General features: G+C 68.2%; 28 protein-coding genes. 13 read left to right on the top strand and 15 right to left on the bottom strand.

What is annotated here, in order from left to right; all coding sequences use genetic code 11:
- The first annotated feature begins 101 nt into the window (after positions 1–101).
- The 5 genes from ABID41_RS16900 (at position 102) to ABID41_RS16880 (ending at position 3,584) form a co-directional block, all read left to right on the top strand.
- Positions 102–881, top strand: coding sequence for an RNA methyltransferase (locus ABID41_RS16900; RefSeq protein WP_354298212.1), 780 nt, complete (start codon positions 102–104; stop codon positions 879–881).
- Entirely contained in the window at positions 878–1,966 is a 1,089-nt protein-coding gene (locus tag ABID41_RS16895) for an NAD(P)H-dependent flavin oxidoreductase (protein WP_354298211.1), read from the top strand. The genes ABID41_RS16900 and ABID41_RS16895 overlap by 4 nt, the downstream gene beginning before the upstream one ends.
- A gap of 27 nt (positions 1,967–1,993) precedes the next feature.
- Positions 1,994–2,347, top strand: a complete 354-nt coding sequence (locus ABID41_RS16890) for a hypothetical protein (RefSeq protein ID WP_354298210.1) — start codon at positions 1,994–1,996, stop codon at positions 2,345–2,347.
- Between the two features lie 155 nt (positions 2,348–2,502).
- The gene (gene rpsD, locus ABID41_RS16885) at positions 2,503–3,120 is read left to right on the top strand and encodes a 30S ribosomal protein S4 (RefSeq protein ID WP_354298209.1); all 618 of its coding nucleotides are present in this window, start codon (positions 2,503–2,505) and stop codon (positions 3,118–3,120) included.
- Between the two features lie 86 nt (positions 3,121–3,206).
- Positions 3,207–3,584 (top strand): hypothetical protein, encoded by a 378-nt coding sequence (locus ABID41_RS16880; protein ID WP_354298208.1) that lies wholly within the window; start codon positions 3,207–3,209, stop codon positions 3,582–3,584.
- Here the strand turns inward: ABID41_RS16880 and ABID41_RS16875 are convergent.
- From ABID41_RS16875 to ABID41_RS16845, 7 genes are all read right to left on the bottom strand, one after another.
- Positions 3,581–4,375, bottom strand: coding sequence for an ABC transporter permease (locus ABID41_RS16875; RefSeq protein WP_354298206.1), 795 nt, complete (start codon positions 4,373–4,375; stop codon positions 3,581–3,583). The genes ABID41_RS16880 and ABID41_RS16875 overlap by 4 nt on opposite strands.
- Positions 4,372–5,004, bottom strand: coding sequence for an ABC transporter ATP-binding protein (locus ABID41_RS16870; RefSeq protein WP_354298205.1), 633 nt, complete (start codon positions 5,002–5,004; stop codon positions 4,372–4,374). The genes ABID41_RS16875 and ABID41_RS16870 overlap by 4 nt, the downstream gene beginning before the upstream one ends.
- A gap of 69 nt (positions 5,005–5,073) precedes the next feature.
- A complete protein-coding gene (locus ABID41_RS16865) occupies positions 5,074–5,493 on the bottom strand; it encodes an acyl-CoA thioesterase (protein WP_331931707.1) in 420 nt (139 codons plus the stop codon).
- On the bottom strand, positions 5,490–5,834 hold the full coding sequence (grxD, locus tag ABID41_RS16860) for a Grx4 family monothiol glutaredoxin (RefSeq protein ID WP_331931706.1): 345 nt from the start codon (positions 5,832–5,834) through the stop codon (positions 5,490–5,492). The genes ABID41_RS16865 and grxD overlap by 4 nt, the downstream gene beginning before the upstream one ends.
- A gap of 87 nt (positions 5,835–5,921) precedes the next feature.
- The gene (locus ABID41_RS16855; RefSeq protein ID WP_331931705.1) at positions 5,922–6,155 is read right to left on the bottom strand and encodes a BolA family protein; all 234 of its coding nucleotides are present in this window, start codon (positions 6,153–6,155) and stop codon (positions 5,922–5,924) included.
- Positions 6,156–6,234: 79 nt separating this feature from the next.
- The gene (locus ABID41_RS16850; RefSeq protein ID WP_331931704.1) at positions 6,235–6,639 is read right to left on the bottom strand and encodes a VOC family protein; all 405 of its coding nucleotides are present in this window, start codon (positions 6,637–6,639) and stop codon (positions 6,235–6,237) included.
- A 16-nt stretch (positions 6,640–6,655) separates the two neighbouring features.
- Positions 6,656–7,888 (bottom strand): serine hydrolase domain-containing protein, encoded by a 1,233-nt coding sequence (locus ABID41_RS16845; RefSeq protein ID WP_354298204.1) that lies wholly within the window; start codon positions 7,886–7,888, stop codon positions 6,656–6,658.
- Positions 7,889–7,992: 104 nt separating this feature from the next.
- Here ABID41_RS16845 and ABID41_RS16840 point away from each other — a divergent pair, with 104 nt between their 5' ends.
- Positions 7,993–8,460, top strand: a complete 468-nt coding sequence (locus tag ABID41_RS16840) for a CinA family protein (RefSeq protein WP_354298414.1) — start codon at positions 7,993–7,995, stop codon at positions 8,458–8,460.
- A gap of 7 nt (positions 8,461–8,467) precedes the next feature.
- On the opposite strand, the gene purL is transcribed toward ABID41_RS16840, so the two are convergent.
- Complete coding sequence (gene purL, locus ABID41_RS16835; protein ID WP_354298203.1) at positions 8,468–10,669, bottom strand: phosphoribosylformylglycinamidine synthase subunit PurL; 2,202 nt, start codon at positions 10,667–10,669, stop codon at positions 8,468–8,470.
- A 140-nt stretch (positions 10,670–10,809) separates the two neighbouring features.
- Between purL and ABID41_RS16830 the strand changes: the two genes are divergently transcribed.
- On the top strand, positions 10,810–11,427 hold the full coding sequence (locus ABID41_RS16830) for a cupin domain-containing protein (protein ID WP_354298202.1): 618 nt from the start codon (positions 10,810–10,812) through the stop codon (positions 11,425–11,427).
- A gap of 24 nt (positions 11,428–11,451) precedes the next feature.
- On the opposite strand, the gene ABID41_RS16825 is transcribed toward ABID41_RS16830, so the two are convergent.
- Entirely contained in the window at positions 11,452–12,078 is a 627-nt protein-coding gene (locus ABID41_RS16825) for an NUDIX hydrolase (protein WP_354298201.1), read from the bottom strand.
- Between the two features lie 159 nt (positions 12,079–12,237).
- Here ABID41_RS16825 and ABID41_RS16820 point away from each other — a divergent pair, with 159 nt between their 5' ends.
- The 3 genes from ABID41_RS16820 (at position 12,238) to ABID41_RS16810 (ending at position 14,226) form a co-directional block, all read left to right on the top strand.
- Complete coding sequence (locus ABID41_RS16820) at positions 12,238–12,981, top strand: hypothetical protein (protein WP_331931699.1); 744 nt, start codon at positions 12,238–12,240, stop codon at positions 12,979–12,981.
- A gap of 61 nt (positions 12,982–13,042) precedes the next feature.
- Positions 13,043–13,663, top strand: a complete 621-nt coding sequence (locus ABID41_RS16815; protein ID WP_354298200.1) for a murein L,D-transpeptidase catalytic domain family protein — start codon at positions 13,043–13,045, stop codon at positions 13,661–13,663.
- Between the two features lie 83 nt (positions 13,664–13,746).
- Positions 13,747–14,226, top strand: coding sequence for a VOC family protein (locus tag ABID41_RS16810; RefSeq protein ID WP_331931697.1), 480 nt, complete (start codon positions 13,747–13,749; stop codon positions 14,224–14,226).
- Here ABID41_RS16810 and ABID41_RS16805 read toward each other — a convergent pair.
- Entirely contained in the window at positions 14,223–15,026 is an 804-nt protein-coding gene (locus tag ABID41_RS16805) for an acid phosphatase (protein ID WP_354298199.1), read from the bottom strand. The genes ABID41_RS16810 and ABID41_RS16805 overlap by 4 nt on opposite strands.
- A 128-nt stretch (positions 15,027–15,154) precedes the next feature.
- Between ABID41_RS16805 and ABID41_RS16800 the strand changes: the two genes are divergently transcribed.
- Positions 15,155–15,430, top strand: a complete 276-nt coding sequence (locus ABID41_RS16800; protein ID WP_354298198.1) for an acylphosphatase — start codon at positions 15,155–15,157, stop codon at positions 15,428–15,430.
- Positions 15,431–15,457: 27 nt separating this feature from the next.
- Positions 15,458–15,958 (top strand): HIT family protein, encoded by a 501-nt coding sequence (locus ABID41_RS16795; protein ID WP_354298197.1) that lies wholly within the window; start codon positions 15,458–15,460, stop codon positions 15,956–15,958.
- 7 nt (positions 15,959–15,965) lie between these two features.
- Here the strand turns inward: ABID41_RS16795 and ABID41_RS16790 are convergent, their stop codons facing one another.
- From ABID41_RS16790 to ABID41_RS16770, 5 genes are all read right to left on the bottom strand, one after another.
- Positions 15,966–16,991 carry a DJ-1/PfpI family protein gene (locus ABID41_RS16790; protein ID WP_354298196.1) on the bottom strand — a complete coding sequence of 342 codons (1,026 nt, stop codon included), beginning with the start codon at positions 16,989–16,991 and terminating at the stop codon, positions 15,966–15,968.
- 103 nt (positions 16,992–17,094) lie between these two features.
- Positions 17,095–19,293 carry a tetratricopeptide repeat protein gene (locus ABID41_RS16785; RefSeq protein ID WP_354298195.1) on the bottom strand — a complete coding sequence of 733 codons (2,199 nt, stop codon included), beginning with the start codon at positions 19,291–19,293 and terminating at the stop codon, positions 17,095–17,097.
- 82 nt (positions 19,294–19,375) lie between these two features.
- On the bottom strand, positions 19,376–19,642 hold the full coding sequence (locus ABID41_RS16780; RefSeq protein ID WP_354298194.1) for a hypothetical protein: 267 nt from the start codon (positions 19,640–19,642) through the stop codon (positions 19,376–19,378).
- Between the two features lie 66 nt (positions 19,643–19,708).
- Positions 19,709–22,072: a TonB-dependent receptor gene (locus tag ABID41_RS16775; protein WP_354298193.1), complete on the bottom strand. Its 2,364-nt coding sequence runs from the start codon at positions 22,070–22,072 to the stop codon at positions 19,709–19,711.
- 156 nt (positions 22,073–22,228) lie between these two features.
- Positions 22,229–23,053, bottom strand: a complete 825-nt coding sequence (locus tag ABID41_RS16770; RefSeq protein WP_354298192.1) for an enoyl-CoA hydratase/isomerase family protein — start codon at positions 23,051–23,053, stop codon at positions 22,229–22,231.
- A gap of 335 nt (positions 23,054–23,388) precedes the next feature.
- Between ABID41_RS16770 and ABID41_RS16765 the strand changes: the two genes are divergently transcribed.
- Positions 23,389–24,507, top strand: coding sequence for an acyltransferase family protein (locus ABID41_RS16765; protein WP_354298191.1), 1,119 nt, complete (start codon positions 23,389–23,391; stop codon positions 24,505–24,507).
- Positions 24,508–24,511: the final 4 nt, after the last annotated feature.

The following is a 24,511-nucleotide window of genomic DNA, read 5'->3' as shown; positions in this document are numbered from 1 at the left end:
CGAGACGCAAAGAGCGGGAGGGCGGATAAAGCCCCCGCAGGCGGGCCTTTCGGCGCAGGCTGTGCTTGCATTCCTGGCCGCTCGCATCCCAAAACCCGGCGATGGAAACCGCTCGTCCTCCCTGCATCATCCTGAACGTGCCGCAGTTGGCCCAGAACATCGGCGCCGTCGCGCGAGTCATGGCCAACTTCGGCCTGGCCGACCTGCGCCTGGTCAATCCGCGTGACGGCTGGCCGCAGGAGCGGGCCTGGGCCGCGGCGTCGGGCGCGGAATGGCCGCTGAACGCGGCCCGAGTCTATGAGAGCGTCGAGGACGCCATCGCCGATCTGCATCTGGTCTATGCGACCACCGCCCGGCCTCGGGAGCTGCAACTGCCGGTGATCACTCCGCGCGAGGCCGCGGCGAATCTCTCGCGCGAAGTGGCGGGCGGCCGCGCCGTCGGCCTGCTGTTCGGCGGCGAGCGGGCCGGGCTGGAGACATCGGACATCGCGCTCTGCCAGGCGGTGGTCACCCTGCCGATCGACCCGCGCTTCCGGTCGTTGAACCTGGCCCAGGCCGTCGCCATCAACGCCTATGAGTGGCGGATGACGGTGGAGACCGGCGCGCCGCCGGCCTTCCGCGACGGGCCGCCGCCGGCCGAGGCTTCTGCGCTGCTTGGCCTCTATGAACACCTGGAGCGTGAGCTGGACGAGGCGGGCTTCTTCCATCCGCCGGAAAAGAAGCCCTCCATGGTCCAGAACCTCAGGTCCGCGCTCGGCCGGGCCCGGTTCTCCGACCAGGAGGTGCGGACCTTCCGCGGCGTGGTCACGGCCCTCTCCAGGGGGCGCGGGCGGGCGCTGGAGAAGCTGGCTCGCCAGAGAGACGTGGAGAACAAGGGATGACCTTGCGGGCGCTGTTGGACGGCCTTCCCATTCCGATCCTTCAGGCGCCCATGGTCGGCGCGTCCAGCCCGGAGATGGCGCTGGCGGTGTCGCGCGCTGGCGGGCTGGGTTCGCTGGGGGCGGGGGCTACGGCGCCCGACGCCATCGGGCCGCAGGTCGATGCGTTTCGGGCCCAGACCGATGCGCCGTTCGGGGTGAACCTCCTGATGGCGCCGCCGGCCGCGCCTGGCGCCGAGGTGGTCGACAAGGCGCTGGAGCGTCTCGCGCCCTGGTACGCCGCCCTTGGCGAGCCCTTGCCGGCCCGCCCGAACAGTTATGCGCCCGATTTCGAAGCCCAACTGGAGGCGCTCATCGCCGCCCGGCCGCCGGTCGCTTCGTTCACTTTCGGAGTCCTCGCCCACGCTCAGGTCGAGCGGCTTCAGGCGGCCGGGACCCATGTGATCGGCACGGCGACCAATGTGTCGGAAGCCAGGGCCTGGGCGGCGGCCGGGGCCGATGGAATCTGCGCCCAAGGCTTTGAGGCCGGCGGGCATCGCGGGCACTTCCTCGCCGAACTGGATGCCAGCCTCGTAGGGACCATGGCGCTAACCGCCTTGATCCTCGATGCCGTCGATCTGCCGGTGATCGCGGCGGGCGGGATGATGGACGGCCGTGGCGTGGCGGCGGCCTTGGCGCTCGGCGCGTCCGCGGCGCAATTGGGGACCGCCTTCCTGCTCTCCGACCAGACCGCTGCAAGCCAACCCTGGCGGCAGGCGATCGTCGCGGCAGGGGATGAGTCGACACGGCTGACCCGCACCTTCACCGGACGCTATGCGCGGGGCATCGAGAACCGCTTCATGCGGGAGACGAAAGCGATGGAGGAAGAGGCTCCGGCCTATCCGGTGCAGAACCGCCTGACCCAGCCCCTCCGCGCCGCGGCCGCCAAGGCAGGTGATCCTGGGATGATCTCGCTGTGGGCCGGGCAGGCCATGCGGCTCGCCAAGCCTGGCGACGCGGGGGAGATGGTGAAGCATTGGTGGGCGCAAGCTGCGGAGGCGGCTGATCGCCTATCGGCTCGCACCGGCGGCCGGCGGCCTGTAGGGTGAGCCAAGGCAAAGCTAGAGGCGCGCGCAGTGAAGAAACTCGTCCTGACCCTTGTCGCGCTGGCCGCGATGTCCGGCCCGGCCGCGGCGCAGGTCTCCTGCCGCACCGATGCGGGCCGAAAGGTCTGCCACGACGTCTATGGTAACGAAGTCACCGCGACCAAGGACGTCCTGGGCAATACGATCTGGATCGACCAGTACGGAGAGACAGTCACCGTCCGCCGGGACGCCCTGGGCAATCGCACCGCCACCTATAGCGATGGTGAGAGCGTGAGCGTGCGCCGCGACGTGCTAGGCAATACGGTGGTCGAGGACAGCCAGGGCAAGACCGCCACCCGCTGCCGCGTCGATCTGCTCGGCAAGGCGCGCTGCCGTCCCAATTGACTCTTGGCCGCCCGAAGGCCATACACCGCCCCTTCGCGCCGCCGGGCCAGCCCTGCGGCCTGCGATGTTATGACGGATGATCTGGAAGCCGCCGTTGAGATCGCGTCCCTACTAATGGGGGCGCCGGCCCGGGTCGAAATTGAAAGAGACGACTTATGTCGAAGCGCCAGAGCGCCAAGTACAAAATCGACCGCCGGATGGGCGAAAACATCTGGGGTCGCCCGAAGTCCCCGATCAACCAACGCGCCTACGGCCCCGGCCAGCATGGTCAGCGCCGCAAGTCGAAGGTTTCGGACTTTGGCCTGCAGCTCCGCGCCAAGCAAAAGCTGAAGGGCTACTACGGCAACCTGACCGAGAAGCAATTCTCGCGTACCTACACCGAAGCGGCTCGTCGCAAGGGCAACACCTCGGAAAACCTGATCGGCCTGCTGGAATCGCGTCTGGACGCCGTCGTCTACCGCGCGAAGTTCGTGCCGACCGTGTTCGCCGCCCGTCAGTTCGTGAACCACGGCCACGTCCTGGTGAACGGCAAGCGCGTCAACATCGCCTCCTACCGCGTGAAGGTCGGCGACGTGATCTCCGTGCGCGAGCGTTCGCGCAACATGGCCCTGGTGCTGGAAGCCCTGCAGTCGGGCGAGCGTGACACTCCGGATTATGTCGAGGTCGATCTCAAGGGCATGACCGCCAAGTTCGTCCGCGTTCCGGAATTCTCCGAGGTCCCGTACCCGGTGAAGATGGAGCCGAACCTGGTTATCGAATTCTACGCGTCCTAACCCGGCGCGAAGATCGAACGGAATGCGAAGGCCCTGGAGCGATCCAGGGCCTTTTGCTTTACGCGGGTCTGTGGCCGACTGCGCCGATGAATCGACGACTGCTGCTTATCGCCGGGCTGGGTCTGCTTGCGGGCTGCGCCACCGTCCCTGGCCCGACGGCGAGGAGCGCGCCCGCGCCCCATCCCGAACTGGAGCACCTGTACGCCGCGCGCGCGGGCAAGGACGCGCTGGTCATTGAGGTCGCCTCGAACGGCTGCACGAAGAAGGAGGACTTCGCCTTCTATCTCGAGCGACGGCTGCAGGCGGCGACGCTGTCGTTGGCGCGCAAACGGCTGGACGCCTGCCGCTCCTTCGCGATGGGCAAGGCGGAGCTCACCTTCACCTGGGCCGAACTCGGCATAGAAAGGCCTGAGGCGGTCTTCCTGCTCAATCCGCTGATCGCCTGGACCGGACCTGGCACTTAACTTACGAGCCGATCCAGGCGCAGGCGTTGTCGATCGTCGGTCAGGAGGCGCATCGCTCCGAAGCCCACGACCACGGCGGCGAGGGCGCTGGCTCCGGTCAGCAGGAACATCAGCAGGATCTGGTACTTCACGGCCTCCATGGGCTCGACGCCGGCGAGGATCTGGCCGGTCATCGCGCCGGGCAGGGTGATGACGCCGGCCGCCGACATCTGGTTGACCGCCGGCAGCAGGCCGCGGCGCAGGGCTTCGCGCAACAGCGGCGCCGTGGACGCGCGGAAGCTGGCGCCGAGGGCTAGTTGGGCCTCGATCGCCGCGCGCTCGCGGGCCGCACCTGACAGCACGCCGTCCAAGGTCAGGCTGCCTGCGTTCAGCACCGAGCCGAGGACAATGCCGGCGATGGCGATCGCATAGCGCGGATCATACCAGGGCGTTGGCCGGATCGCCGTCGCCAGGGCCAGTCCGAGGGCCACCAGCGTGGCCAGGATCACCGCGCCGAGGCTCAGGCCGAAGCCGACGGGGCCGGGGAGGCGTCGCTCGGTGCGGACCGTCATCTCGCGCGCGGCTATGGCCGCCATGGCGGCGACGATCGCCACGGTCAGCGCGGGATGGCGCGAGTCGAACACGAAGCGCAGCAGGACGCCGATCGCCAGCAGTTGCACCACCATCCGCGCCGCGGCCCACAGGATGCGCCGGTGCAGGTCCAGCCGCAGGGCGATGGAGAGAACCGCATCGAAGGCGATCAGCGAGCCCGCCGCCGCCAGGTCCCAGGGCGTCAGGCTGATGGGCGTCATGAGAACGGCTCCAGCTTTCCGGCGTGCATGCGGAAACGACGGGCGCCGAGGCGCTCGGCCTGGCCCGGATCGTGGGTGGCCATGACGACCAGCATGCCGTTTTCGGCGCGAGCGCGGAGCAGGGTCTCGACCCGGTGGGTAGCGTCGGGGTCCAGCGGCCCGGTCGGTTCGTCGAGCAGCAGGAGAGGGGACTCGAGCAGCAGCCCGCGGATCAGGGCCAAGCGCTGCCGCTCGCCGGTCGACAACCGGGCCACAGGTCCGGCGCAGCGGTCGTGCGGCAGGCCAAGCGCATCGGCCAGCGCGGCGAGGCGGTCGCGGTCCTCGACCGCGAAGTGCGCCTCGACCTGGTCATCCCACCATCCGGGCTCGGCTGGGACGTAGGGCGCGAGCCGTCGCCACGCCGTGGCGGTCATTTCGTTGCGGACCGCGCCGCAAAGACGCACGACGCCTTGATTGGGATCGAGATCGGCGAGCAGTCGGAGGAAGAGGCTCTTGCCAGCACCGGACTCCCCCTCGATCGCCACGCACTCGCCCAGCGGCCAAGTGAACGAAAAGGGGCCGATCAATCGGCTCCTCAGGTCGCTCGCCTCCAGGGCGCCGGCCGTGCCGGGGGGTTTTGCGCTCGCCATGCCGGCGCAGCCTGCCACGAGTCTGAGGGCCGAGCCTCTAGATCAGAGCTGGGGCCGGCCAGGGCCCCGTCACACGAACCGTGCGACGATGTCGGGCGTCACGCGCCTGGGTCGGCCGCTCGCCTGGTCGATCATGCACCAGACGGTTCGCGCCTGGGCGCACATGGCGCCGTCAGGGCCGTCGATCCGCACGAAGCGGTCGAACCTGGGACCCTCGGGAGCGTCGGCGACCCAGGTCCGCGCGGTGGCGGTCTCTCCCGGCATCAGCGCGCGGCGATAGTCGATCTCGTGCCGCAGCACGATCCAGGCCCACCTGGCCTGTTCTTCCGCGAGTTGGCGCGCATGCCAGTGAGACGTGGCCATGTCCTGAATCCAGCGGACATAGACCACGTTGTTCACGTGCCCATTCTCGTCGATATCCGAGGGAACCGGCGTGAAGTTCAGTGTGAAGACCTGACGGCCGGGCGGCGGCTCCAGCAGGCGGCTCACGCCGCCAGGACGCCTTGCTCGGTGAGGAACGTCTTCAGTTCGCCCGATTGGAACATCTCGCGCACGATGTCGGCGCCGCCGACGAACTCGCCCTTCACGTAGAGCTGCGGAATGGTCGGCCAATCGGTGAAGGACTTGATGCCTTCGCGCAGGGCGTCGCTCTGCAGGACGTCCACGCCGACGAAGTCCGCGCCCAGGTGGTCGAGGATCTGGACCACCGAGGACGAGAAGCCGCAGCGGGGCTCGTCGGGAACGCCCTTCATGAACAGGACCACGGGATTGTCCGCCACGGCTTTGGCGATGAAGTCGTGAACGGGGTTGGCGGGCGCGGTATCGGTCATGGGACGGGCCTTTGAAGAATTCATCTGAGAGCTAGGGAGCCGGCGCGCCTGGGTCAAGCGCTGCGGCGTCTCACCGCTTGACGCATGTCAAGCGGGGCTTGAGGTCTCCAGGGCCAGGGCGTGGAGTTCGCCGCCGACCTTGCCCTTCAGGGCCGCATAGACGAGCTGGTGCTGCTTGACCCGCGAAAGGCCAGCGAAGGCCGAGGAGACGATACGAGCGCGGTAATGGTCGCCGTCGCCCGCCAGGTCTTCGATGGCGATGTCGGCGTCCGGGAAGGCTTCTTTCAGGTTCGATTCCAGATCGGCGACGGACATGGGCATGGGAGGGCTCCACTCAATGAGACTTTCCGGGTCAGAAAGCTCAAAACCGCTAATTGGCCAAGGGTTCTCTTGAGGAAGCCTAGAGCGCCGGGGCGATCTCGTCATAGCCGCGGCCCAGGAACTGCAGCAGGCAGAAGCCGTTGCCGAACGGATCGGCCAGCAGGGCGATCCTGCCCCAGGAATGAGTGGTCGGCTGGGCGTCCAGCCTGGCTCCGGCCGCAAGCGCCCGCGCCAGCGTCGCCTCGAGGTCCTCGGTGACGAGGTCGAAGTGGACCGGCGTCCAGTGCCGTTCGTACCTGCGGCGATCCTGGCCCGCGCCCAGCGAGCCGGCAGCCTTGACCAGCAGATAGAGCTTCACCGGCAGGCCGGAGAGCTCGACGCCACCCTCTCCGAACCGGCGTGTCACGGTCAGGCCGAACGCGCCGCAGTAGAAGGCCTCCGCGGCGGCGAGGTCGGGGACGTCGATGTTGACCAGCAGGTCCACTGACGTCCCCTTCGCGTCAGTCCACGATCGCCGAATAGATCAGGCTCTTGAGCTGGCCGCGGAAGTTGAAGGTGCTCGAGGGCATGAGCTGGGTCATGAACACCACGCTCAGCTCCTCCTTCGGGTCGACCCAGAAGATGGTCGAGGCCGCGCCGCCCCAATAGTAGTCGCCCACGCCCAGGGTCTGAGTCTGGGTCTGGCCCTTGGTGGAGGCGAAACCGAGCCCGAAGCCGACGCCGTCATTGGAGGTTTCCGAGAAGGCGCCGATCGCCATGGTCGACAGGTCCTGTCCGCCGGCCAGATGGTTCATGTGCATCATCTCGAGGGTGCGCGGGCCGATCAGCCGGTGGCCGTCCAGCTCGCCGCCGCGGCGCAGCATCTCGCAGAAGCGCATATAGTCGTCGATGGTGCCGGTCAGGCCGCCACCGCCGGATTTGAAGACGGGGTTCCTGGTGAAGGCGCTGGTGGCCGGATCGTCGATCAGCTTGAGCTTCTTGTCGGGGCCGCGCTGGTAGTTGGCGCAGAACCGGTCGAGCTTTTCCGGGGCGACGAAGAACGAGGTGTCCTTCATGCCGAGCGGGCCCAAGATCTCTTCCTGCAGGAACTCGTCGAAGGGACGGCCGGATATCACCTCGACCAGGGCGCCGCAGATGTCGGTCGACAGCGAGTACATCCAGCGAGCGCCCGGCTGGTAGAGCAGCGGCACCTGGCTCAGCTTGTCGAGGAAGGCGGTCATGGAGTCTTCTGTCGCGGAGCTGCGGATCTTCAGCTCGCGATAGATCTTGTCGACCGGATGCTGGATGCCGACGCCGGGCAGGCCGCCGCCATAGGTGAAGCCGCCGGTGTGGCTGAGCACATCACGGAAGGACACCGGGCGGTGGGGCTCTTCGGTGACCATGTCCGGGCCTTCGCCGGACACCCATACGCGGTGGTTGCGCCAGGAGGGGACGTAGCGGCTGACCGGGTCGCTGAGCTGGAAGTGGCACTGTTCATACAGCATCATCAGCGCGATCGAGGTGATCGGCTTGGTCATGGAGTAGATGCGGAAGATGGCGTCGTCGGCCATCGGCTTGCCGCGCTCCAGATCCATCGACCCGAAGGACTTGCGATAGGCGACCTGCCCGCGGCGGGCGACCGCCACCTGGCAACCCATGATCTTCTGGGGGCCGATATACGCCCGTTCCAGATGCTCGCCGATCCGCTCCAGGCGGCCAGCGTCGAGCCCGGTCCACTGCGATTGGGCGTCCATCAAATCCTCCCGAGAATAATGGCCTTGGTTTTAATTGGCCGGCATCATGAGCCGCCGCGGCCGTGCGGCCAAGCACATCGTGAGGAGACGCCGTGCAATCTTTGATGGACCAGGCCGCCGTCGTGGGCGCGCAACTGAAGGCGGCGGGGCAGAAGGTGGCTGTGGCCGAAAGCTCTTCCGGCGGTCTGATCAGCGCGGCGCTGCTCAGCGTGCCGGGCGCCTCGGCCTATTATCTGGGCGGCGGGGTGGTCTACACGCCCAAGGCGCGGGTGATGCTGATGGATATTCCGAAGGAAGCGCTGGCCGGCATGCGCTCGGCGAGCGAACCCTACGCCATGCTGCTGGCCAGGACCGTGCGCGAACGGTTCGCCGCCACCTGGGGCGTGTCGGAGACGGGCGCGGCGGGGCCTACGGGCAACGGCTATGGCGACGCCGCGGGGCACACCTGCGTCGCGATCTCCGGTCCGATCGAGTTCGTGACTACGATCGAGACCGGCTCTGATGACCGCGAGGCCAATATGAGGGCGTTCGCGGCCGCCGCGCTGGAGCTGCTGGCCAAGGCCAGCGCATAAAGCCCTGTCAGCCTTCCATGAAGCCGGGCATCCAGTCCTCGTGGGCGGCGCGCAGCTCCGCCAGCGGCAGGCTCAGCAGGCCCTGGACCTTCAGCTCCTGGCCGCCGGCCTTGCCGATCACGGTCGCCTCGACGCCGGCCGCTCGGGCCGCGGCGAGGATCGGGCCGGCGTCCTTCACGGCGAGCAGGTAGCGGGCCTGGTCCTCGCCGAACAGGAAGGCGTGCGGGGCCACCGATCCTGAGGGCTGCAGGGCGAAGCCGCGGTTCGAAGCCAGGGCCATTTCAGTGGCCGCGGCGATCAGGCCGCCGTCCGACAGGTCGTGGCAGACCGTGACCTGACCGGAAACGATGAGCTGGCGGACGAAGTCGCCGATCTTGCGCTCCAGCGCCAGGTCCACTGGCGGCGGGGCGCCGGCTTCCCGGCCCACGACTTCGCGCAGGTACATTGAGGCGCCCAGTTCGCCGACGGTCGTGCCGACCAGCACCAGGGCGTCGCCCTCCTGCATGCCGGCGAAGTCGGCCCGGCGGGCGTAGTCGGGGATCAGGCCCACGGCGCCAACGGTCGGGGTCGGCGGAATGGCAGCGCCGTTGGTCTCGTTGTAGAGCGAGACGTTTCCGCTCACGACCGGGAAGTCCAGGTCGCGGCAGGCCTGCGCCATGCCCTCGATGGCGCGCACGATCTGGCCCATGATCTCGGGCCGCTCGGGATTGCCGAAGTTCAGGTTGTCGGTGATGGCGATCGGATCGGCGCCGACGGCGGTCAGGTTCCGCCAGGCCTCGGCCACGACTTGCTTGCCGCCCTCGAAGGGATCGGCCTGCACATAGCGCGGGGTGCAGTCGGAGGTGACGGCCAGGGCCTTCTTCGTGCCGTGCACGCGCACCATGCCGGCGTCCGCGCCGGTGGCCGAGTCCTCGAGGGTGTCGGCCATGACGTGGCGGTCGTACTGCTCCCACAGCCAGCGCTTGGAGGCCATGTCCGGGCTGGACATCAGCTTCACCACGGCGGCGGCGTAGTCCGCCGGCGCTTCGACGTCCGCAGCCGCCAGGCGCGGCAGTTGGGGCGAGGCCGTCCAGGGCCGGTCATAGAGCGGGGCGTCGTCGAACAGCGGCGCCAGCGGAACGTCGCAGACTACCTCGCCCTTATGCTTGAGCACCATGTGGCCGGTGTCGGTGGTTTTGCCGATGACGGCGGCGTCCAGGCCCCACTTTTGGAAGACCGCATAGCCATCAGCCTCGCGGCCGGGCTTCAGGACCGCCAGCATGCGCTCCTGGCTTTCCGAGAGCATCATCTCGTAGGCGGTCATGCCCTCTTCGCGCTGGGGCACCTGGTCGAGGTCGAGCTCGATGCCGACCCCGCCCTTGCCGGCCATTTCGACCGACGAGGAGGTGAGGCCCGCGGCGCCCATGTCCTGGATGGCGGCGACCGCTCCGGTGGCCATGAGCTCCAGGGTCGCCTCGATGAGCAGCTTCTCGGCGAAGGGGTCGCCGACCTGCACGGTCGGGCGCTTCTCGTCCGAGGCGTCGTCGAACTCGGCCGAGGCCATGGTCGCGCCGTGGATGCCGTCGCGGCCGGTCTTGGAACCGAAATAGACCACCGGGAGACCCGGAGCCGGAGCGGCGGAGTAGAAGATCTTGTCCGCGTCGGCCAGACCCACGCACATGGCGTTGACGAGGATGTTGCCGTCATAGCCGCGGTGGAAATTGGTTTCGCCGGCCACGGTGGGCACGCCCACGCAGTTGCCATAGCCGCCGATGCCGGCGACCACGCCGGAGACCAGGCGCTTGGTCTTGGGGTGCGAGGGATCGCCGAAGCGCAGGGCGTTGAGCAAGGCGATCGGCCGCGCGCCCATGGTGAAGACGTCGCGCATGATGCCGCCGACCCCGGTCGCCGCGCCCTGGTAGGGCTCGATGTAGGAGGGGTGGTTATGGCTCTCCATCTTGAAGATGCAGGCCTGGCCGTCGCCGATGTCGATGACGCCGGCGTTTTCGCCCGGGCCGCAGATCACCCGTGGGCCGCTGGTCGGGAACTTGCCGAGGTGCTTCTTGCTCGACTTGTAGGAGCAGTGCTCGCTCCACATGACCGAGAAGACCCCCAGTTCCACGAGGTTCGGCTCGCGGTTCAGGCGCTTGACGATCAGGTCGTATTCCTCGGGCTTCAGCCCGAATTCGGCGGCGGTTTCGGCGAGGGTCTTCGCAGGCTGGGCGCTCATGGGCGCGCATATAGCGGGACTCTGGCCAAAGTGGGAGAGGGCAGGGTGGCGCGCTTCTGCGATCTATGAGGGGTTCGACCCGATATTCCGCGAGGCAGACCGGGGTTAGATTGCGCCAGCCCAGGCGGGAGGTCGAAGTGATGACGAGGTGGCCGACGCTCTTCCTGCTCTCAGCCCTGTGGGGCGGCGCGGCTCTCGCCCAATCCTTGGGGCCTGGCCTTGAAACGCAGGGCGCGCAGCACGCGATGCTTGTGGAGCCGGTCGCTGAGAAGGTCGTCGATCGTCTTCCGGCCGGCGCGCTCTATTGGCGGATCGAGGCCTATCCAAGCCTCCCGGCGGCGCAGACGGCGGCCGGCGCCTATGCCCTGGCGGCGCAGGCGTGGGGGCGAAGCTGGCTGTTTACGTTGGGACCGCCGGGCGGAAGCAGCGGGGGAACCAGGATCGCGGAGATAGGCCCGGTGTCGATCCCTACCGCTTCCGCCTACCGCCTACGCATCAATCGCGCCGGCGGGCCGCCCGGCGTCCAGACGCCGGTGCATACCCACCCGGGATCCGAGGCGTTCTACGTCCTCAAGGGGCAGCTCACTCAGCGGGGCTCGCACGGAGAGATCCGGCTGGACGCCGGCCAAGCCCTCAAAGGCCACGAGCCGGGCATGGTCATGCAACTGACGAGCAGCGGCTCTGGAGACCTGGAGCAGTTGGTGATGTTCGTCGTCGATGCGGACAAGCCATTCTCAATGCCCGCGAGCTTTGATTGAGCGACCACGCTGCTGATCGCAGCTTCAACGCCAGGCGAACACCGGCTGCTCCAGTTCCGCAACCCGCGTCACCCGGCCGGCGATCACCTCGCGGAGCTGATAGATGAGCGCGGCGGTCGGCGCATGGATGTGGTGTTCGCCAAGGTTGAGCCGGATCAGCGGGCGCTCGCTCTCGGGGATGGTTTCGAAGGCGACCGCTGCGTCGTCGGCGATCTGGTCGAGCCGGAAGCGGTGGACGGAGGCGACCTCGGCCGGATTGGGGACCATCTCCTCGGCGTGGTCCAGCCAGGTGATGACCGGCGCGATGGCGTAGCCGGACCGAGTGGCATAGTCGTCCAGCACGCCCAGGATGCTGGTCTGCGGCAGCAGCAGGCCCAGTTCCTCATGCAGCTCGCGCAAGGCGGCCTGTTGCAGGGTTTCACCCAGGTCGCAGCGGCCGCCGGGCAGGGCCCACTGACCGGCGTGGGCGCGCAACTGCGCCGAGCGGCGGGTAAGCAGGAAGGCCGTTTCTCCCGAACCATCGCCAGCGTCCACCAGGGTGATGGCGACGGCCGCCAGCTTCAGTTCCGGCCCGGCATAGGCGATGCGCGGAAAAGCCTGGCAACGGGCGGCCAGTTCGGCGCGGAACGAAGGGGTGAACGGAAAGCTCATCATCTATCGATAGCAGGACGCGCCGCCGGGTGCGCGCGTGGAATGCGCTGTTGCGGCCGGGGCGCGACTTGCTCTACCGGCAGGGCAGACGCGCGGGCGTTGCGTGGCCGCAATCTGGACAACTTGGCGGGCTTCTTTCCGCCCATGTGGATATCGTCGATGCGTGGTTATTTCGGGGCGGTAGCCGCCTTGGTGGTGTTGCTGGGCGGGCAGGCGCAGGCGCAAAACGCGCCGGGGGCCCAGAGGGTGATCGACCGGGCCCAGGCGGCTATGGGCGGGGCTCGAGCCTGGAACGGCCTGCGGGGCCTGCACGAAAGCGGCGAGGAAGGCGGGGTGAAGTTCGAGCGGTGGCTCGACCCGCTGCGCTATGGCCTGCGCAAGGAAACCCACACCTCGGCCGGGAAGGTCACCCAAGGCTATAACGGCGCGGCCGAATGGCGGGTGCTGGCCAGCGGCGTGGCGACCGGCTCGGTCGAGCGCCAGGTGGTGGGAAAGGTGCGTTCGGAGGCCTTCTTCGGCGCCTACGGCTATTTCTTCCCCAGCCGGTTCGACCTGCGCAGCGTGCCGGTCGGAGAGCGGCAGAGCCAGGGCAAGACTTATGACGTGCTCAAGGTGCAACCGGCCGGGGGAGCGCCGCGTGAGCTGTGGTTCGACCGCAAGACCGGGTTGCTGGGCCTGATGATCGAGGAAGGCGCCGCGCCAGGCGAGCGGCCGTTGACGACCGAGGTCCTCGACTATCGCAAGGTCGGGTCGATCACCCTGCCGCATCGCTTCGTGACCTATGGCGGCAAGCTGACCGCGCCGCTGGAGCGCAAGGTCAACGCCGTCGACGTCCAGCCCGCCGACCGAATGCAGTTCAGCCTGCCGCCGCCCAGCGGCACGTCGCCGCTCCCGAAGTCTTGAGCGAGGCCGCCCGCGCCAGCGATGCTATAGGGCAAGTGGGTGCAAGTCGGAGCCTGCGTACATGAGCAATGATTTGACAGCGAGCCGGCGACGGCTCCTGAAGGCCTCGTTGGGCGCTCTGGCGCTCGGCGGCGCTACGAGCGGACAGGCGCTTGCGGCGGTCAGCAGCGCGGCGGACCGGGCGCGGGCCTTCGGCCTGGCCAAGGTCGGGCTGGAACGTATGGGCGGTTCGGTGAAGCACCGCGACCTGGTCGGTCTCGCCGACTTCAGCAGCCCCTCCAAGAACCCGCGCTTCCACCTGCTGGATATGCAGAGCGGCCAGATGCGCAGCCTGCTGGTCGCGCACGGCCGCGGATCGGACCCGAGCCATACCGGATGGGTGAAGTCGTTTTCCAACGCCTTCGGTTCGGCGGCGAGTTCGGAAGGCGCCTACGTCACCGGCGACTATTATGTCGGCAAGCATGGCCGCTCGATGCGGCTGCAGGGCATGGATCCGGGCAACAGCAACGCCATGGCCCGGGCGATCGTGGTGCACGGCGCCTGGTATGTGAGCCCGCAGATGGCGAAGGAGCGGGGCGTGCTCGGCCGCAGCGAGGGCTGCTTCGCCTTCGCCGAGAACGATCTGCCGCAGGTGCTAGAGCGCCTGGGTCCCGGCCGTCTGCTGCTGGCCGGAAAATTCTGACGGCTCCTGTAGGATCAATGGCGCGTTCTGCGTCCTAGGTGCGAAGGCCGCGTGGGCGGCCCCGTAGCAATGAGGACGACGCCATGCAGAAGATCCATCCCTTCCTCTGGTTCGACGGCCAGGCCGAAGAGGCCGCAAAGCTCTATTGCTCGCTGTTCCCGAACTCCAAGATGGGGAAGGTGACGCGCTATCCGCCCGGTTCCTATGGCGGCATGGACGGCCAGGTCATGACCGTGGAGTTCGAGCTCTCCGGCCAGCCGATCACGGGGCTGAATGGCGGACCTGCCTTCAAGTTCAATGAGGCGGTCTCGTTCAGCGTCGCCTGCGAGGACCAGGCCGAGGTCGACCGCTACTGGAACGCCCTGACCGCGGACGGCGGCGAAGAGAGCCAGTGTGGATGGCTCAAGGACCGCTTCGGCTTCTCATGGCAGATCGTGCCGACCGTCCTTGCCGAACTGGTCGGCGATCCCGACCCGGAGAAGGCCCGGCGCGCCAATCAGGCCATGCTGGGCATGAAGAAGCTCGACATCGCCGCCCTGAAGGCCGCTCACGCAGGCGTTTAGCCGGCGGCGAGCCCGGCAGTCTCCAGGCCGCAGTCGCGGGTCGGCAGATGGCCCGTGACTCGCGCTGCGGTGATCTCGGCGCGGGCGGCGTCCAAATCCGCGCGGAAGGTGGCGTCGTCATGCAGCTTGGCGACCGCGGCCGCGCCCATCGTGCGGCCCTCGTCGACGTCGCTCTGCCAGTGGACGTTGCAGACCACGCGGCTCTGGCTGAAGGCGCGGCCTCGGGCCAGAACGGGGTCGGCGCGGTCGGGCGCGGCTTCGGCCAGGATCAGCGCCCAGGCCCAGCCGATGGCGCTGTGACCCGAAGGGTATGACCCGTCGTTGCGCAGCCGCGCCTCGATGGCGGGCGTGCAGATTGGGGCATGGTTCACCATGAAGGGCCGCTGGCGCTTGTACTTGTTCTTGGTGGGATAGGTCGACATGCCCGCATCCACCAGGCTGCGACGCAGAAGGGTGTAGAGCCGCGGCGTCGTCTCTGGGGAGACCTTCACGCCGAGCGAGCAGGAGAACGTCTCCGCGGCCTGCGGGAAGCCAAGTTCGGCGTCCTCCGTCGCCAGCCGCCAGCGCGGCCCTCCCGACATCGCCAAGGCGTCCGTCGAGGCGTCGTCGTCGCGGGCCTGTGCGGCCGAGCCGGCTTGCGGCGGGGCGGGAAGCAGAGTGAGGCTGTTGGGTGCCGCGCCGGAAGCCAGATAGCCTGCGGGCCGACCTTCCGGCGCCTGCGCCGCGGCTGGCTGCTGCGTCGTTGGCGTTGCGGCGCAACCGGCGGCGATCGTCGCGGCGATCCAGGCGAACTTCTTCATGCGCGGGTCCCTCCCATCCGGCGCAGATGATAGGCGGCTGACGGGAGGGAAGGCAGCCGTTGAAGCGTGACCATTGCGCGACAGCCGCTCCGGTTGAACCTCCGTGCCGAGGGGCGCATCCTTGGCGCATGGAACGGCAGGTCGTGCGGCTGAGGATCGTCGGGCGCGTGCAGGGCGTCGGCTACCGCTGGTGGGCCGAACAGTCGGCGCGGCGCCTGGGCCTGGACGGCTGGGTGCGCAACTGCGCCGACGGTTCGGTGGAACTGCTGGCCATCGGCGAAGAGACCGTGCTGGAGCGCCTCGTCGAGGCCTGCCGCTCAGGTCCGGCCAGCGCGCAGGTGCGCGAAGTCAATGTCCTCCCCGGCGAGGACGACGGTAGCATAGGCTTCGCCGCACGCGGCTGAGGCTGGCAGCGCAGGCGGGGGAGCCATTTGTTTGAGCGACGGAAATTCGACGCGTCGGCTTATCTCGAGCGGGTCCGGGAGCGGGGATGCTTCATTTGCGGATTGGTCGGCGGCGACCCGGAGTTCGCACACCACGTCGTGTTCGAGGACGATTTCGCCATCGCCTTCCTGAACAAGTACCCGACCTGCCTGGGCTATGTTCTCGTGTGTCCCAAGGCGCACATCGAGCAAGTCACAGGGGACCTCAGCCTTCCAGACTACCTGCGCCTGCAGACTGTGGTGTTCGCCGTTGCCGAAGCTCTCCAGGCTGTGCTGGAGCCGGAGCGCGTCTACATCCTCTCCCTGGGCAGTCAGGCTGGAAACAGTCATGTCCACTGGCATGTCGCCCCGCTGCCGCCTGGCGTGCCGTTCGAGGCTCAACAGTTCGCCGCCCTCGACGCTGAGCGCGCGGGGGTTCTCGCAATGGACGACGCCTCGATGGCAGCGCTTGCGGGCCGCATAGCCGAGGCGGTGCAACTACCGTCGTGACCCACCCCTACCCAACCGGGACCGCGCCGTAGGGATGCTCGAACTGCAGGGCCACGAAGCGGCCCGTGGCGTCGCCATAGGCTGCGCCGATCTGCCTGAAGGTGGCCTCGGCGATTTCCTGCTCGGGCAGTGCGACCCTGCGGTCGAAATGGGCGGGAAGGGCGCGGTTGCGGTAGATCACCAAGCCTCGACGGGTGGTGACGCTGGGAGCGCCGACGGCCCAGGCGGTGGACCGGTAGGTGCGCGACCAGCCATCCAGAGCGTCGCCGAAGGCCAGCTCATTCATTCCATGCGAGAGCGGCACCGCCACGTCCTCATGCCGCCAGAAGGCGATACGGTTCATCACCACCGTGGCCATGCCCTTGAGGGTGAGGCGGAAGTCCTCGCCGCGGTGATGCTGGTCGGGAGGCGCAAGGTCGAGGCGCCGGGCGGTCGCCAGCATGACCTCGTGACCGGCGAGTTCGCCCAGCAGGTGGAGCGCGGCCGGCTCGGCGGCGCTGATGCCGGCGGTCGTGGTGATCGGGCCGTCGGTGACCCAGCGCCGGTCGCGTCGCCACTCGACCTGCGGGTAGCGCTTTTTCATGCGATCCCGGCTGAACCAGTGGATCGTCGCCTGGCGCCCCTCGAGCAGGCCCGCCGCGGCCAGCACCTTGGCCCCGTTGCAGATCGACATGATGCGCGCGCCGCCCCGGAGCTGGGCCTGCAGCCAGGCGGACCTGGCCGGATCGTTCTCGACGCTCAGCGCCGGCACGATCACGATGTCCGGCCCCTGCGGCCGCGCCTGGGCGAGCTGGGCGAAGGTCATCTGCGGCCCAGCCCAGGCCTTACCGGGGGTGAGGCGAACCGGGGCGGTGGTCGGAGACACGACCTTCACCTCCACCGCCCCGCTGTCGGCAAGGATCGCATAGGGAGTCAGCACGTCGGGGCCGACGGTCCCGCGCGGGTCGGCGAGGATCACCACCAGCGGCCGCGCCGCCGCGCCGGTGGCGAGCAGCAGCGCCGCGGTCAGGCCTAGAAGCAGCCGGATCAGCATGGAAGCGCCTCCGAGGTCGCGTCGTCGCCATCTTGGTAACGTCGCTGGCGCTTGGTGGAAATGACGTAGATCGGACGATTTCTGCCGGCCGCGGGCGCCCTGATCAGGGAGCGACGACCTGCGTTGGCGCGCCGGTGGTCAGCAGTTTCTGGCGCATGCGCGCGTTGTCCGCCTCGATGCGGGCGATTAGGGCCTTGAAGCGCGGGTCGGCGCGGAGGGGCGCGACCATCGGGTAGGCGTCCAGCCGCATGAAGCCGTCGATATCGACCAGTTGCCGGTAGCCGGCGTCGATGGCGGCTCGCAGCTCGGCGATCGCGCGCTCGTTGTCGCCCAGCATGGCGTAGGCCTTCACGCGGGCGATGCGTCTGGCGGTGGGCTGACGCAGGCCGGGTTTCGGCGCCGTCGCTTCCAGTGTGGCCTGCAGGATGCGCTGGGCCTGGCCTTGGTCTCCAGTGCGGGCGATCACGTAGGCCGCGCCGGTGATCTCGTTGGCGAGGCGGGCCGACACCTGGGGCCTGGGCTCGAAGAGCTCCGGCGAGGTGATCAGGAATTGCTCCCGCGCGGCCTCGTACTCGCCGAGCTGGGCGCCGGCGATCTGCACGCCGGCGCGCCAGAGGGGATCGGCCTGGGGCTTGGCGAGCTCCGCCCGGCTCAGGGCCATCAGGCCCTGGAAGTCGCCGGCGACGAGCAGCTTGAGTGCGGTCACCACGCGGCCGACCACGGGATGAGCCTTCCACGGCTCGACCGCGGTCTCGGCCTCCGCGGGCATGCCGAGGTTGTAGTAGGCGTTGGCGAGGGCGATGGACGCGGCCGGGTCCGTCTGCGGCTGCGCGGCGAGCCGATACCAGGCGACCGCCTCGTCCAGGCGGCCGATCTCGACCATCAGGTCGCCGAGTTGTTCCTTGGAATCCACATAGTCGGGGAAGAGCTCGATATTGGCTCGATAACGCTGCTCGGCTTCCGCGGGGCGGTCGATGGCGACGAGCGCGCCGGCCAGGGCGTTGTTGGCGATGCGGTCCAGGGGGTCGATGTCCAACGCGCGGCGCAGATAGGGGATGGCGAGCTTGGGGTCGCGGCCGGCCATGAAGTCCCCGTAGAGGCTGAGGGCCTCGGGGTTGCGCGGGTCGAGCTCGACAGCCCGGCGATAAGAGGCCTCGGCCGTCCGTTCGGCCTCCTGGTCGCTTTCGCGGATGAAGCGGATGACCGAGAGCAGGCCCCGCGCGATGTAGGCCGAGGATGACTTGGGATCGAGCTTCAGCGCCTTGTCGATCTCGGCCTCGGCCTGCCGGACCGCCGGCAGGAAGTCGCCCTCGAGATGGTTCTGGACGAGATAGGCCGTGGCGAAGGCGTAGCCGGCGTGGGCCTCGGCGTTGTCGGGCTCCATGTCGATGAGTTGACGATAGATGGCCTGGGCCGATTGGATCTGGGCCTTGCCCATGCGGCGCACCTGGCCCTTGGCGACGACTTCCAGGGCGTAGGCTTCCGGATTGCGCCGGGCTCGCCGGTCCCGCTCGCCTCCCTCGGCCTTCAGCTCGGCCTTGAGAGCGTCGGCGACGCCGTCGGCGATCTCGCTCTGGATGGCGAAGGCGTCGTCCATGGTGCGGTCATAGGTCTCGGACCACAGGTGATAGCCGTCGCGGACGCTGACGAGCTGGCAGGTGACGCGCAGGCGCTGGCCAGAGCGTCGGACGCTGCCCTCGACCACATGGGCGACGTTGAGCTTGCGGCCGATGTCGCGGACGTCCTCGTTCTTGCCCTTGAAATAGAAGGCCGAGGTGCGGCCGGCGACCTTCAGGTCGGGCACCTGCGCCAGGCTGTTGGTCACCTCTTCGGTCAGACCGTCCGCGAAGTACTCGGAATCCGCGCCGCCGGCGAAGCTGGCGAAGGGGAGGACCGCCACCGACTTGGCCGCTGCGCCCCCCAGGCCCGGCGCCTCGCCGCCCAGGGAGCGGGCGAGCCCGAAGGCGGAGGCCACGAACACGGCCACGGCCACGGCGATCACCGCCAGGGCGCCCCAGTCCATCCAGCCGAGCTTGCGGGCCGTATCGTCGGGCGCCGCCGGAGCGGCCCGGCGGATCGTCCCGTCCGGCCCGACCTCGAAAGCCCAGGAAGCAAGGATCGCCATCGGCAGGCCAAGGGCCAGGACCAGCAGGCTGGAGGCCGAAAGCCACTTGGGAAATTCGAGGGTCTCGAAAACCGTCTTGGCTACCTGGAAAACGCCCCAGGCCGTGACGGTGTAGACGCCGGCCACCCGCACGACGTTGCGTTTCTTAAGCTCGCTGAGGAAACGCCGCAGGTTCAAGGCCGCCGCCCTCGCTGATCGCGGGCGCAGTATGAACATATACCGGCGTTCCGCCAATGCGCGGTTTAGCTCTTGCCGACGGCTAGGAGGCGCTGGAAGGCCAGGGAATGACCTGGGTCATCTCGGTCTCGCGGGCGCGATCCCAGACCAGCACCCTGCAGGCGTCGGCTTCGACCACCCGCAGGCCGCGGTACCTGCACGGCGGACCCGCGCACCAGTCGCCCGGGTCGGCGACGGACTGGAGCTGGCCGCACAGGCCGCGCGGCAGCTCAAGGACCCTCGGCTCGCCCAGGCGGTGAGCCTGCAGGATCGCCATGTTCACCGCATAACGGATCGCGTCGTCGCTCACGGACTTGCCGCTTTGCTGAGATCTGCATGCGGATCCTACGCCCGTGATCGGCTGGTGGATACCGCTCTAGAAGCTGGCGCCGATGGTCACGCCATAGGTGCGCGGGTCGCCCGGCTGGCCGACAATGAGGCCCGAGCCTCCAGGCGCGGCCGAGAGCAGTTCGAAGTAGTCCTTGTCGGCGAGGTTGCGGACCCAGAAGGTCAGGTCCCAGCCGTCCTCGACCCGGAAACCGAGGCGCGCATTGACGAGGCCATAGCCCTTTACGTTCAGGTATTCCGACGGGGTGGCGCTGGACGAGAAGGACGAGCGGTAGCTGGCGTCCAGACCCACGAAGTAGTCGCCGCTGCGACCCAGCAGGCCGCCGGGCTGGACGTACTCGCCGCCGATGGAGCCGGCCCACTTGGAGACGCCTGGCAGCCGCGAGCCGGAGATATCCACCGCAGCGGGGCCGCCGGTCAATTCCAGCGGGGCGGGGGCGTCGACGAACGAGGTGTAGACCGCGTCGGTATAGGCCAGCGCCGCATAGAGGTTGAGGTGCTCGTCGACGACGGCGCGGCCGTCGAATTCGAAGCCGCGGACCCGCACCTCGTCGGCGTTGGCGAGATAGCCGCGCAGCACGCCGACGGCAGCGTTCTGCACCTGGGCCTGATAGTCCTTGATGGTGGTCTCATAGGCCGCGAAGTTGGCGATCAGACCGGGGAGGGGCTGAGTCTTGAGCCCGATTTCGATGTGCCGCACGTCCTCCGGATCGACCACCGCCGCCGCCAGCGCCGGTTTGCCGCTGGCGTCCGTGGGCACGCCTGCGAGGTTCAGGCCCACCGATTTGAAGCTGGTGGCGTAGGTCGCATAGGCGTTTGCCTTCGAGCTGAGCTCATAGGCCACGGTCACCTGGCCGGACAGGTTGGTGTCATCCACGTCCGCCGCGTAGGTCTGGGGCGACAGGATGCCGAGCTTCAGGGCGATCAGGGCCGGGTCGGTGGTCTGCAAGCCGCCAAACACCTGATTGTCGTAGAATACCTCCTTCTTGTCGTAGTTCAGGCGAAGGCCCGGCAGAATCCGCAGGCGGTCGGTCACACGCCAGTCGAACTGACCGAACAGGGCGGCGCTCTCGTTCTTGAAGGAGAGCCGAGTCTCCTGCCCGTAGCCGTCGAGCAGGCCGGGTGTGGCGGCCTGAGCGCTGGGCGCCAGCAGGAAGCGCGCGGCGGCCGAACCCTGGACCTGAGTCTGCACCGGGTCGGAGGCGATCTTCTGGCGGAAGGCGAAGGCGCCGACCACGAAGGCCAGGGAGTCCGAGAGGTCGCCGGCGTAGCGCAGTTCCTGTGACCACTGCATCTGGCGCGAGGTGGCCGCCGACTGGGTGGTGATCGGCAGGCCGACGAAGTCGCGGTCGTTGGACGGATCCCAGTTCCAGAAGCGATAGGCGCTGATCGAGGTCAGGGCGCCTGGCCCGACGTCCCAGTTGACGGTCAACGAGCCGCCCCCGAGGTCCTGGGTCGATCGCCAGGGCGTGTCCGAATCGGTCACCCGGTCGAAAGCGTCGTAGCTGGGCGGCGCATAGCCCAGGTCGGCGATGATCCCGGCCCACTGGCGGTTGGCGGCGCGCAGGGTGGGGGCCACCCCGGCGACCACCTGAGCGTAACCGTTGGGCCGCTGGCGGGTGAAGTCGCCGGAGAGGATGAGTTCCAGGCCGTCCTTCGGCTTGTAGAGGAGCTGGCCTTTGAGGCCGAGGTTGTTCAGGTCGTTGATGTGCTCGTTCTTGGCGACGTTGTAGATAAAGCCGTCGCGCTGGGTGCCGGAAAATGAGAGACGGCCGGCTAGGTTCTCGGTGATTGGCCCGGTGATCGAGGCCTTGGCCTGGACGAAGCCGTAATTGCCGTAGGACAGCTCCAGGTCGGTCTGCGGCGTGAAGCTGGGCCGCCGCGTGGTGACGTTGATCGCCCCGGCGGTGGTGTTCTTACCGTAGAGCGTGCCCTGCGGCCCGCGCAGCACCTCGATGCGGTCGACGTCGATGAAGTCCAGGGTGGCGGCCGCCGGTCGGGCGAAATAGACGCCGTCCACATAAAGGCCCACCCCCTGCTCGATACCGTCATTGGTCAGGCCGAACGGCGCGCCCAGGCCGCGGATGTTGGCGGCCGAGTTGCGCGGGTTGGTCGAATAGAACTGGACCGAGGGGATCAGCTCCTTCAGCCGGTTGACGTTGAACGAGCCGCTGTCGGCGACCAGAGCGCCATCCACGACCGACACCGGCAGAGGCACGTCCTGCAGGCGCTCCTCGCGGCGACGGGCGGTGACGATCACTTCAGTGACGGCCGACACCGAGGCCTGGTCCGGCTGGGCGTCGGCCTCCTCGGCCCGGGCTTCGGCGCCCGGCCCCGCCAGCAGGGCGAGGCTTGTGGCCAGTGCGGAAAATTGGAGCCAGGCGCGCGTCATGTTCATCCCCCACGCAGTGTTGTCAAAGCGGGGCGGACGCTAAGTGTATTATTCCAATCGATGTACTAGGGAATATATGAGGGCAGCCCTAGAAATTCTGTTATCCCAATTGAACAGCTAGGAGTTGTCCCGGCCCTCGGGGGCCGGGATCGAGACTCAGCGACCCTGGAAGTCGGCCGGGCGCTTTTCCAGGAAGGAGGTCATCCCTTCCCGGAAGTCGTGGGTTCGCACGAGCTGCAGGAACTGCAGATAGACGTGGTGGACGTGGTCGTTGAACTGCTCGGAGAGGGCCATGCGCATCAGGCGCTTGGCCGACTGCACCGCCAGCGGTGCGTTGGCGGCGATTTCCAGAGCGACTTCGCGGGCGCGAGCGGCCAGCTTGTCGTCGGGGACCACCTCGTTGACCAGGCCGAGGTCCAGGCTCTCGCGCGCGCTCAGGGTGCGGCCGGTGAAGATCAGCTCGGCCGCCTTGGCCCAGCCCAGCAGCCGCGGAAGAATCCAGGTGCCCCCCGACTCCGGCACCACGCCGCGCTTGACGAAGGCGGCGGCCATCTTGGCGCTTTCGGCGGAGATGCGGATGTCGCAGCCCATCGCCGTGTCCATGCCGTAGCCCGCGGCCGAACCGTTCAGGGCGCAGATCGTCGGCTTGTCCATGGCGAACAGCACGGTCGGCGGCGTGTTGCGCAGGTCGATGTTCACCGAGACCGACGACGCCTGCTTCTCCGAACCGATGCCGCTGCCCTGCGTCGCGTCCACCAGATCGAGACCGGCGCAGAAGGCGCGGCCGGTCCCCGTCAGCACCACGACGCGGACGGCCGGATCCTCGTTGGCCTGGATCAGCAGCCGGGTAAGCTGGGCCAGCATCGGCCCTGAAATGGTGTTCAGCCGATCAGGCCGATTAAGGGTCAGGGTCGCAACGCCCTCCGACACCTCGTAGAGAACTTCGTCCGATTTCTGGATCGTTTCCAACGCCGCGCTCATTGTCGCTTCCCTTTATGGCGTAAACTTATGCCAGGGAGCCTAAGCGCGGGGTCGGGGAGGGGCAAGCTCGACCGCGCCCGCCCAATCCAGCCTGAGGGAGGACAGGAGGGGGCGAGCGCGGCGGGCTTTACAGCCAAGCTCATGAGAACCTCACCGCGCGGCGAACGCTTTGATCTAGATCAAAACCCGGCCGGAGGTCCTTGACCGGGCCTCCGGCGTGGTCGAAGGGCCGCGATCCACATCGCCTGCGATCTTTTGGCTCACCTGCGAGGCGATCTTGCTCCGCCTGCGTTTGAACATCTCAAGGGGCGCGGCAAGCGCGAGGAAACGTTCATTTGAAAGACAGGTCGGGGGTGCGGCGAAGGCCGGCCGCGCAGCTTTCGGATTCCATCGCGGTCGCCAGGGTGATGTGCATCCTGGGGATCGTCTATGTCCACGCCTGGACCGGCCTCCCTGGTCCGGATCTGGCCCTGGTCAACGGCACGCCTCAGGGAATGCTGCGCTGGGGGCTGATGGAGCTGCTCGGGCGCAGCGCCGTGCCACTGCTCAGCGTCATCTCCGGCTGGCTGGTCATGGGTTCGGTGACACGCCGTTCCTATGGGGCGTTCGTCGCCGGCAAGGCGCGCACCGTCCTTGCGCCCATGGTCCTCTGGAACGCCCTGGCCATCCTGATCGTCTCGGGCGCCGCCTATGCGGGGCTGCTGCAGGCCCCCAAGCCGGACACCCTGTGGTGGACGATCGACGAGCTGTTCTGCCTTGCCAGGCCCAACGACATCAACGTGCAGATGTCGTTCCTGCGGGACCTCTTCATCTGCATGCTAGCTGCGCCCGCCTTGGCGCGCCTGCCCGGCTGGGCCATGGGCCTGGCGGCCCTGGCCGCCCTGGTGTGGGCCATCTCAGGCGTGGCCTTCCCCCTGGTGTTGCGGCCCACCATCCCCTTCTTCTTCATCGTCGGCATGCTGGCGCGCCGCCATGACTTAGCCGAGCGGCTGGGAAGCGCGCCCATCCTGCTGACCCTGGTTCCGTACCTGGTGCTGGCTACCGCGAAGGTCTGGTTCGAGACGGTGGGGATCGACGCGGGGCTGGATCATCCCGTGCTGCTGCGGACGCTGGACGTCCTGATGCGCTTCACCACGGCGCTCTTCTTCTGGGCCGTCGCCTGGAGGGTGGCGGTGAGCCGCGCGGCGCCCGCGCTTCTGAAGGTCGAGCCCTACGTCTTCCTGATGTTCTGTTGGCACCTGATCATGATCTGGGTGGCAGGCCCGGCGATCGGGAAGCTATCGGGGCCGCTGGGATCGCCGCTCTACCCGGCTTTCCTGCTGGTCCAGCCGTTGCTGGTGCTGGCCGCGACCGTGCTGCTGGGCAAGACCTTGCTGGCCCTGTCACCGACGGCGGCCCTTTGGCTCAGCGGCGGACGCCTGAGCGTTGAAACCGGGCGGCCGCGGACGGCCTGAGCGG

It is taken from the genome of Phenylobacterium koreense (assembly GCF_040545335.1).
Classification (GTDB): Bacteria; Pseudomonadota; Alphaproteobacteria; order Caulobacterales; family Caulobacteraceae; genus Phenylobacterium; species Phenylobacterium koreense.
Note: the sequence above shows the minus strand (reverse complement) of the source record. Positions and strands in the feature narration are given on the sequence as shown.

Bases quoted from the DNA above. Each gene is read 5' to 3' on its own strand.
- ABID41_RS16900 (WP_354298212.1), top strand. From the start codon at position 102: ATGGAAACCGCTCGTCCTCCCTGCATCATCCTGAACGTGCCGCAGTTG.
- ABID41_RS16895 (WP_354298211.1), top strand. From the start codon at position 878: ATGACCTTGCGGGCGCTGTTGGACGGCCTTCCCATTCCGATCCTTCAG.
- rpsD (WP_354298209.1), top strand. From the start codon at position 2,503: ATGTCGAAGCGCCAGAGCGCCAAGTACAAAATCGACCGCCGGATGGGC.
- ABID41_RS16880 (WP_354298208.1), top strand. From the start codon at position 3,207: ATGAATCGACGACTGCTGCTTATCGCCGGGCTGGGTCTGCTTGCGGGC.
- ABID41_RS16875 (WP_354298206.1), bottom strand. From the start codon at position 4,375: ATGACGCCCATCAGCCTGACGCCCTGGGACCTGGCGGCGGCGGGCTCG.
- ABID41_RS16870 (WP_354298205.1), bottom strand. From the start codon at position 5,004: ATGGCGAGCGCAAAACCCCCCGGCACGGCCGGCGCCCTGGAGGCGAGC.
- grxD (WP_331931706.1), bottom strand. From the start codon at position 5,834: ATGACCGATACCGCGCCCGCCAACCCCGTTCACGACTTCATCGCCAAA.
- ABID41_RS16855 (WP_331931705.1), bottom strand. From the start codon at position 6,155: ATGCCCATGTCCGTCGCCGATCTGGAATCGAACCTGAAAGAAGCCTTC.
- ABID41_RS16845 (WP_354298204.1), bottom strand. From the start codon at position 7,888: ATGGACGCCCAATCGCAGTGGACCGGGCTCGACGCTGGCCGCCTGGAG.
- ABID41_RS16840 (WP_354298414.1), top strand. From the start codon at position 7,993: ATGGACCAGGCCGCCGTCGTGGGCGCGCAACTGAAGGCGGCGGGGCAG.
- purL (WP_354298203.1), bottom strand. From the start codon at position 10,669: ATGAGCGCCCAGCCTGCGAAGACCCTCGCCGAAACCGCCGCCGAATTC.
- ABID41_RS16830 (WP_354298202.1), top strand. From the start codon at position 10,810: ATGACGAGGTGGCCGACGCTCTTCCTGCTCTCAGCCCTGTGGGGCGGC.
- ABID41_RS16825 (WP_354298201.1), bottom strand. From the start codon at position 12,078: ATGAGCTTTCCGTTCACCCCTTCGTTCCGCGCCGAACTGGCCGCCCGT.
- ABID41_RS16820 (WP_331931699.1), top strand. From the start codon at position 12,238: ATGCGTGGTTATTTCGGGGCGGTAGCCGCCTTGGTGGTGTTGCTGGGC.
- ABID41_RS16815 (WP_354298200.1), top strand. From the start codon at position 13,043: ATGAGCAATGATTTGACAGCGAGCCGGCGACGGCTCCTGAAGGCCTCG.
- ABID41_RS16810 (WP_331931697.1), top strand. From the start codon at position 13,747: ATGCAGAAGATCCATCCCTTCCTCTGGTTCGACGGCCAGGCCGAAGAG.
- ABID41_RS16805 (WP_354298199.1), bottom strand. From the start codon at position 15,026: ATGAAGAAGTTCGCCTGGATCGCCGCGACGATCGCCGCCGGTTGCGCC.
- ABID41_RS16800 (WP_354298198.1), top strand. From the start codon at position 15,155: ATGGAACGGCAGGTCGTGCGGCTGAGGATCGTCGGGCGCGTGCAGGGC.
- ABID41_RS16790 (WP_354298196.1), bottom strand. From the start codon at position 16,991: ATGCTGATCCGGCTGCTTCTAGGCCTGACCGCGGCGCTGCTGCTCGCC.
- ABID41_RS16775 (WP_354298193.1), bottom strand. From the start codon at position 22,072: ATGACGCGCGCCTGGCTCCAATTTTCCGCACTGGCCACAAGCCTCGCC.
- ABID41_RS16770 (WP_354298192.1), bottom strand. From the start codon at position 23,053: ATGAGCGCGGCGTTGGAAACGATCCAGAAATCGGACGAAGTTCTCTAC.